The organism is Ornithinibacter sp., from assembly GCF_035443565.1.
Lineage (GTDB): Bacteria > Actinomycetota > Actinomycetes > Actinomycetales > Dermatophilaceae > Fodinibacter.
This window is the reverse complement of record NZ_DAORSO010000143.1, coordinates 1-5,641: the sequence shown is the minus strand read 5'-3', so window position 1 is coordinate 5,641 and position 5,641 is coordinate 1. Positions and strand designations below refer to the sequence as shown.

The window sequence follows — 5,641 nt, the reverse complement described above, 5'->3', positions numbered from 1 at the left end:
GCCGACAGCGCGAGCGTGGCCAGGGTCGTGGTTCGGCCGGAGTTGGGCGGTCCCGCGACGAGGAGACGACGCCCGATGTCCGAGGGGTCCCACCGCCATACCTCGTGGCTGGGCGCGCGCAGGCCGAGGCCGAGGCCGAGGGGTGTCGGGCCGGGGGTCGCGTCGTGGTGGTGTCCATCGGCGCCGCGCGGGTCCACCGCTGGTCGATGGGCGATGGCCGGCAGGTCGCGCCACGCCCACGGCTGGCCGGCGTCGGTGCTCCGGCCGGTGCCGCCCCGACTGGCGTGCGCGGCGACCTCGCAGGAGTCCTGCGCCATCGAGAGGGTGATCTGCACCTCGCGGCGGTCTGCCAACCGAACGGCCCGCCCTCGGGGTGGGTCGCGGGGGACGTCCGCCAGTCGTAGACCGACCAGGGCGGCATCCAGCGGATCGACTGCCCCGAGGAGCAGGGTGGTCCCGCCGATCGCCGACCATCGGGGCTGGAGCAGGCCGCGCCCGCCGGCGACCACGCCAACCACCCCGACAGACGAGCCGTCGCGCAGGATCGCGAGCACGGCATCCACGACACCCTCGGGGTCGAGGGCCCCCTGCGCTTCGGTGAACTGCTCCCACCCGTCGATCACCAGGACGACGAGGGGTGCGTCCGTCGCCTGATCGGGGGTCGATCGTCGTACCTCCACCTCGTGTCGGAGGTGGACGATCAGGGCGGCGAGGCTGCGCCGACGCGTCGGTGTGAGGCGTGTTCCCACGTGAGGGAGGGCCTCGAGGTCTGCGAGCGCGGCGCTCGGGTCGATGACGTGGATGTGCAGGCGGTCGGACGGCAGACGGCGCGCGAGGGAGAGCACCAACGTCCGCAGCGCAGTGGTGCGACCGCTGCCGGGCCGGCCGGACAGCAGCCACGAGCCGTCACCGGGCGTCCACACGAGCGGCGAGACCTGCTGATGCTCGGGTTCATCGACCAACCCGATGGTGGCCCTCGGGGCCGGGTCGTGCGCCGGTATCGATGGCTCGCTGACGGGGTGCACGAGGTCGGGCAGGGGCGGGAGCCACGGTGTGCGGGGCGCGGCACCGCCGCGCAGGGCATGGGCCCGCCGCGCCGCATCGACCAGGGGGGTGACGGCGTGCACCGACGGGGTCGGCATCCGTGCGTCCTCCTGCACGTCAGGCGCGCTCACCCTGAGGAACGGCTCGGCAGCGCTGTCTCCGTCACCGAGGGTCGCGGCCTGGAACATCACGAGGATGCCGTCGCCGCCGCGGCTGAGGGCGCGTCCCGGGGTGCTCGAGCGGATGCCGGCCGCGGCCGGGTCCTCGAGGATGTCGACGGAGTCGGTGCGGTCTCGGACCCGGAAGGCGATGCGGAGGTTGACGTTGGCCTGGATCTCGGCGGTGACCGCACCCGACGGCCGCTGGGTGGCGAGCACGAGGTGGACGCCCAGCGAGCGGCCGAGGGCGGCCAGGCGCACGAGTCCGCTGACGAAGTCGGGCACCTCGTCGACCAGTGCCTTGAGCTCGTCGATGACGATGACGAGGCGGGGCACGCTCTCCGTGCCGGGGCCCTGGGCGCGGTGGTACCCCTCGAGGTCACTCGCCCCCACGGTTGCGAAGATCCGTTCTCGCCGCCGCAGCTCGGCCCCGAGGGACCGAAGGGCGCGGGACACGAGGTGTTCGTCGAGGTCGGTGACCAGCCCGACGACGTGGGGGAGTGAGGCGCACGGGCCGAAGGCGGCGCCGCCCTTGAAGTCGACGAGGACGAACGTCAGGTCCTCGGGTGGGCAGGCCAGGGCGAGCGAGGTGACCAGGGTGCGCAGGAACTCGGACTTGCCCGATCCGGTCGTGCCGCCGATCAGCACGTGCGGGCCGTCGTGCACCAGGTCGATCGAGAACAGCCCGTCGGCCGTGACGCCGACTACGGCCGTCGGCGTGCCGGATCGAGCCCGTGCCCGCCACCGGGCGGCCAATGCTGGCGGGCTGAGGTCGGCGGCGACGGCCTGCGACAGGGAGATGGATCGGGGGAGGGAGCCGACCCCGCCCTCGGCAGATCGCAGCGGGGCCAGGGCCCGCGCGACCCGATCAGCCCACCACGGGCCCACGGCGTCGATGACGACGTCGACGCCCTCAGGTCTCGCGCCGTGGTGCAGCACGTGGCGCCCGTTGCCGACCGGCTCCACCACCGTGCTCACCCCCTCGGGCACCTCGGCACGGTCGGTGCACGCGACGACCACGAGCACGTCGGCATCCAGGGCGCGGGTGATGAGGGCGTGCACCCCACCGACGACCTTTGCCGGTTCGGGGATGACGAGCACTCGGTGGTGGGTCGACGCCGACGCCGGGCCCGGGGGTGCCACGAGGTCCGCCACGTCGTGCGCGTGGGGGAGCAGGCCGACCCAGGCCCACGAGGTGTCCGACGCCACCACGGCGATAGACAGCCGCTGCGGAGGGCTCGTCGTGCACACCTGGCCGAGGAGCATGCGCAGGTGACCGTCAGTGACCAGTGGGGGGCCCACGACCGCCACGGCTCGGCAGGCTGCGAGGTCGAGCACGACCGGAGCGTTGTCGGCGGCAGGGTTGACCCGGTCCGGGCCGTCTGTCCAGACCACTCGGGTGGCGACCGAGCCCGTGCCGAGTCGAATCGGCAGCGCGCCGTCCGAGGGCCCGGCTGACCAGAGGCCCGGGAGTGCTCCCTCCGCGACCCTGAGCACTTGGTGGGGGTCGGGGTGGCCCCGGTGCAGCCGGGCCGTCTCGTCGACCAACGCTGCGCGAAGGCGGTCTCGCGCCGCGTGGACGGCCACGGCATGTGCTGCCACGGCACGTCGATGGGCCCGCCCCGCCCCCCATCGGTCCCCGAGCGCGCTGGTCAGCAGGACGAGCGGGCCCATCAGGGCGAAGATCAGCAGGTAGGGGCCGAGGAGGAACGCCAGTCCCACCCCGATCGGGACGGGGACCAGGGCCGCGATCCACGGGATGCGGACACGGTGCCTCTCACCGGGAGTCGGCGGGCAGACGATCTCGACAGGTCCCGGGTCGGGGGCGGGCCACGTCGAGGGTTGCACGATCAGGGTCCCGTCACCCGGGGACCGGGTGGGCAGGCCGCGCCCTGATGCCCGACGCAGCCGCAGGGTCGAGGATCCGACGACGATCGTCGACGCGGCATCCACCGCAGTGGTCTCGGTGACGAGGGTGCCGTCGACGAACACCCCGTTGGTCGAACCGGCATCGCGCACGCTGACTCCGCACGGGCCGACGTCGAGCACCGCGTGGGTTCGACTCAGCGCATGGTCGTCCAGCGCCAGCCCGGCGACGGGTGCTCGGCCGATGCTCACGCCGGGCGGCACGAGGGGGTGGGCACGACCGGCATCCGGCCCGCCCGTGACGACGAGGTCGAGGAGGCCGTGGGGCGTCACGGTTCGAGGTTGACTGCCGGCGGTGCCGATGCCGGCCCGACCGGGCCCAGCACCGGGTGGTGGGGCCCCGGCCACCACCACCGAGGCCCCGTGAACCAGGGGTGGCAACCCCACGACTGCGCTCGCGTCGAGAAGCTGCCCTCGGCTGGACAGGCCGTCAACGGACTCTCCGAGGTGCTCTGCCAGTGCCCGGCAGAGGTCGCCCACGGTGTGCTCACCCACCCACTCGACGCAGACGGCGACGGGCAGCGGCCTGCGCCGCGGCACGTGCACGGTGAGCGTCAGGCGCACGTCGTCATCCCCATGGCGTCCCCTCAGGTGGTCCCCGGTGACAGGGCCCCCCACGGCCCGTCCATGACCCACCGTAGGTGCCCGGGGGGCCGTTCCTGAGGTTGTCCACAGGTTCGCAGGAGACGAGCTCTAGGTGGTCACCGTCATGAACGTCCATGACCGGCAGGACGCGCGGGCGCTCGGCGCGGGCGCACCGACCCAACTCGCTGAGACCATCTCGTCGGTCGGTACTACCGGCTCACGAGAACCATGGTGATCGGCCCGACGATCGAGTAGTCGCCTGCGTCTCCAGGCTGGTCCCAGCGCGAGACGAACTGGCAGGTGATGGCATCCCCGGCCATGCCGGTCTTCTTCCCGCGAACGAGGTTGCCCACCTGATCCAGCCCGTCGTAGCTGGGCGGCGGTGCGGTCTGCAGGCCCTCCATCAGGTAGTGGCTGTCAGCCAGGATCACGTAGTGACCTGCCAGCGGACCGGTCCTGATCCACAGTGAGTCCGACCCCGGTACCGAGACCCACTCACTGGTTCCGAGGGGGTCCCCGCCGCAGAACAGGTCGGCGTCCGGCAGTCGTGGGCCCGGCGGCTCCGCCGAGGCCACCCCAGCTCCCAACATCCCGAACAGAACGGCCGCCGCTGACACCACTGCCATGCGTGTCGTCTTCATGGTGCACTCCTCCACCCGGCGGCGTCCCCGTCCGCCTGCCCCCGGGAGGTGCTGCGTCCCGTGCGACCGCCAGCGCGGCCACGATTCATGGTCTCGCCGCGCTGGGTACCGGGCAGGGACTTGTCCGGCACGTCACAACTGGACCGGCACACCGCCGCCCCGACTCGGTGCCCACCGACGTTGATGAAGAGAATCTCGAGACGGCAACCCTTCACAGCCCGCCCCGGGCGACGAGAGACCTCGCAAGCGCGCGGGGTTCGTGCCGAGACTTCTTCGGGCTCTTCGAGGTCATCCGGGGGTTATCCACAGGTTGACCTTCTCGGGATGCGGAGCGGGCTGGTCTCAGGTTCGATGTGAGTCTGATGGTCGTCGAGGGGCGGTCGCGGGGGAGGGAGGGCTTGGTCATGGATGCTGTGCGCACACTCGAGAACGAGGTGCGCGAGCTCATCCGTCGGTCGGGGTTGGATCCCTCACGCGACGAGATGGCCGTGCGCCGGCTCGTCGGCGAAGCAGTGTCGGACTACGACGAGCGTTCGCTCTCGGGCGGGATGCCGGTGCTCGCCGACCTGGAGGCCGCCTCACGGTCGGTGTGGGACAGCGTCGCCGGCTACGGCCCGCTCCAGCAGTACTTCGACGACCCGAGCGTGGAGGAGATCTGGGTCAACGAGCCGTCGAAGGTGTTCGTGGCACGCAACGGGGTGGCTGAACTGACGACGACCCTGTTGACGCAAGACCAGGTCCGCGACCTCGTCGAACGCATGCTCAAGTCGTCGGGCCGGCGTGTTGACCTCTCGACGCCCTTCGTGGATGCCGTTCTCCCAGACGGCAGTCGGCTTCACGTCGTCATCCCCGACATCACCCGTGACCACTGGTTCGTCAACGTCCGCAAGTTCGTGGTCAAGGCCGATTCGATGGACGACCTCGTGCGGCTCGGCACCGTGACACGCCAGGCGGCACACTTCCTCGAGGCCGCCGTCGTTTCCGGTCTCAACATCTTGGTGGCTGGTGGAACCCAGGCTGGCAAGACGACCTTCCTCAACTGTCTGGGTGCAGCAGTGCCGCCTCGTGAGCGGATCGTCACCTGTGAAGAGGTCTTCGAGCTGCGGATCCCGCACCGCGATGTCGCGTCGATGCAGTGTCGCCAGCCGTCACTCGAGGGCACGGGTGAGATCCCACTTCGCCGCCTGGTCAAGGAGGCACTGCGCATGCGTCCCTCGCGGATCGTCGTCGGTGAGGTGCGCCAGGCCGAGAGCCTGGACCTGCTCATTGCGCTCAACTCCGGGCTTC

3 protein-coding genes are annotated in these 5,641 nt (G+C 71.5%); 1 reads left to right on the top strand and 2 read right to left on the bottom strand.

Annotated elements, in window-relative coordinates:
- On the bottom strand, positions 1 to 3,692 hold a 3,692-nt coding region (locus PLL68_RS12005), incomplete at its 3' end, for an FtsK/SpoIIIE domain-containing protein (RefSeq protein WP_324534379.1).
- A gap of 230 nt (positions 3,693 to 3,922) precedes the next feature.
- Positions 3,923 to 4,354, bottom strand: a complete 432-nt coding sequence (locus PLL68_RS12000; protein ID WP_324534377.1) for a hypothetical protein — start codon at positions 4,352 to 4,354, stop codon at positions 3,923 to 3,925.
- A 404-nt stretch (positions 4,355 to 4,758) separates the two neighbouring features.
- On the opposite strand from PLL68_RS12000, the gene PLL68_RS11995 reads away from it, so the two are divergent.
- Positions 4,759 to 5,641 (top strand): TadA family conjugal transfer-associated ATPase (locus PLL68_RS11995; protein ID WP_324534375.1); only part of this gene is annotated, 883 nt, incomplete at its 3' end.

Excerpts from the sequence above, each read along its gene's own strand:
- PLL68_RS12000 (WP_324534377.1), bottom strand. The coding sequence starts at position 4,354 with ATGAAGACGACACGCATGGCAGTGGTGTCAGCGGCGGCCGTTCTGTTC.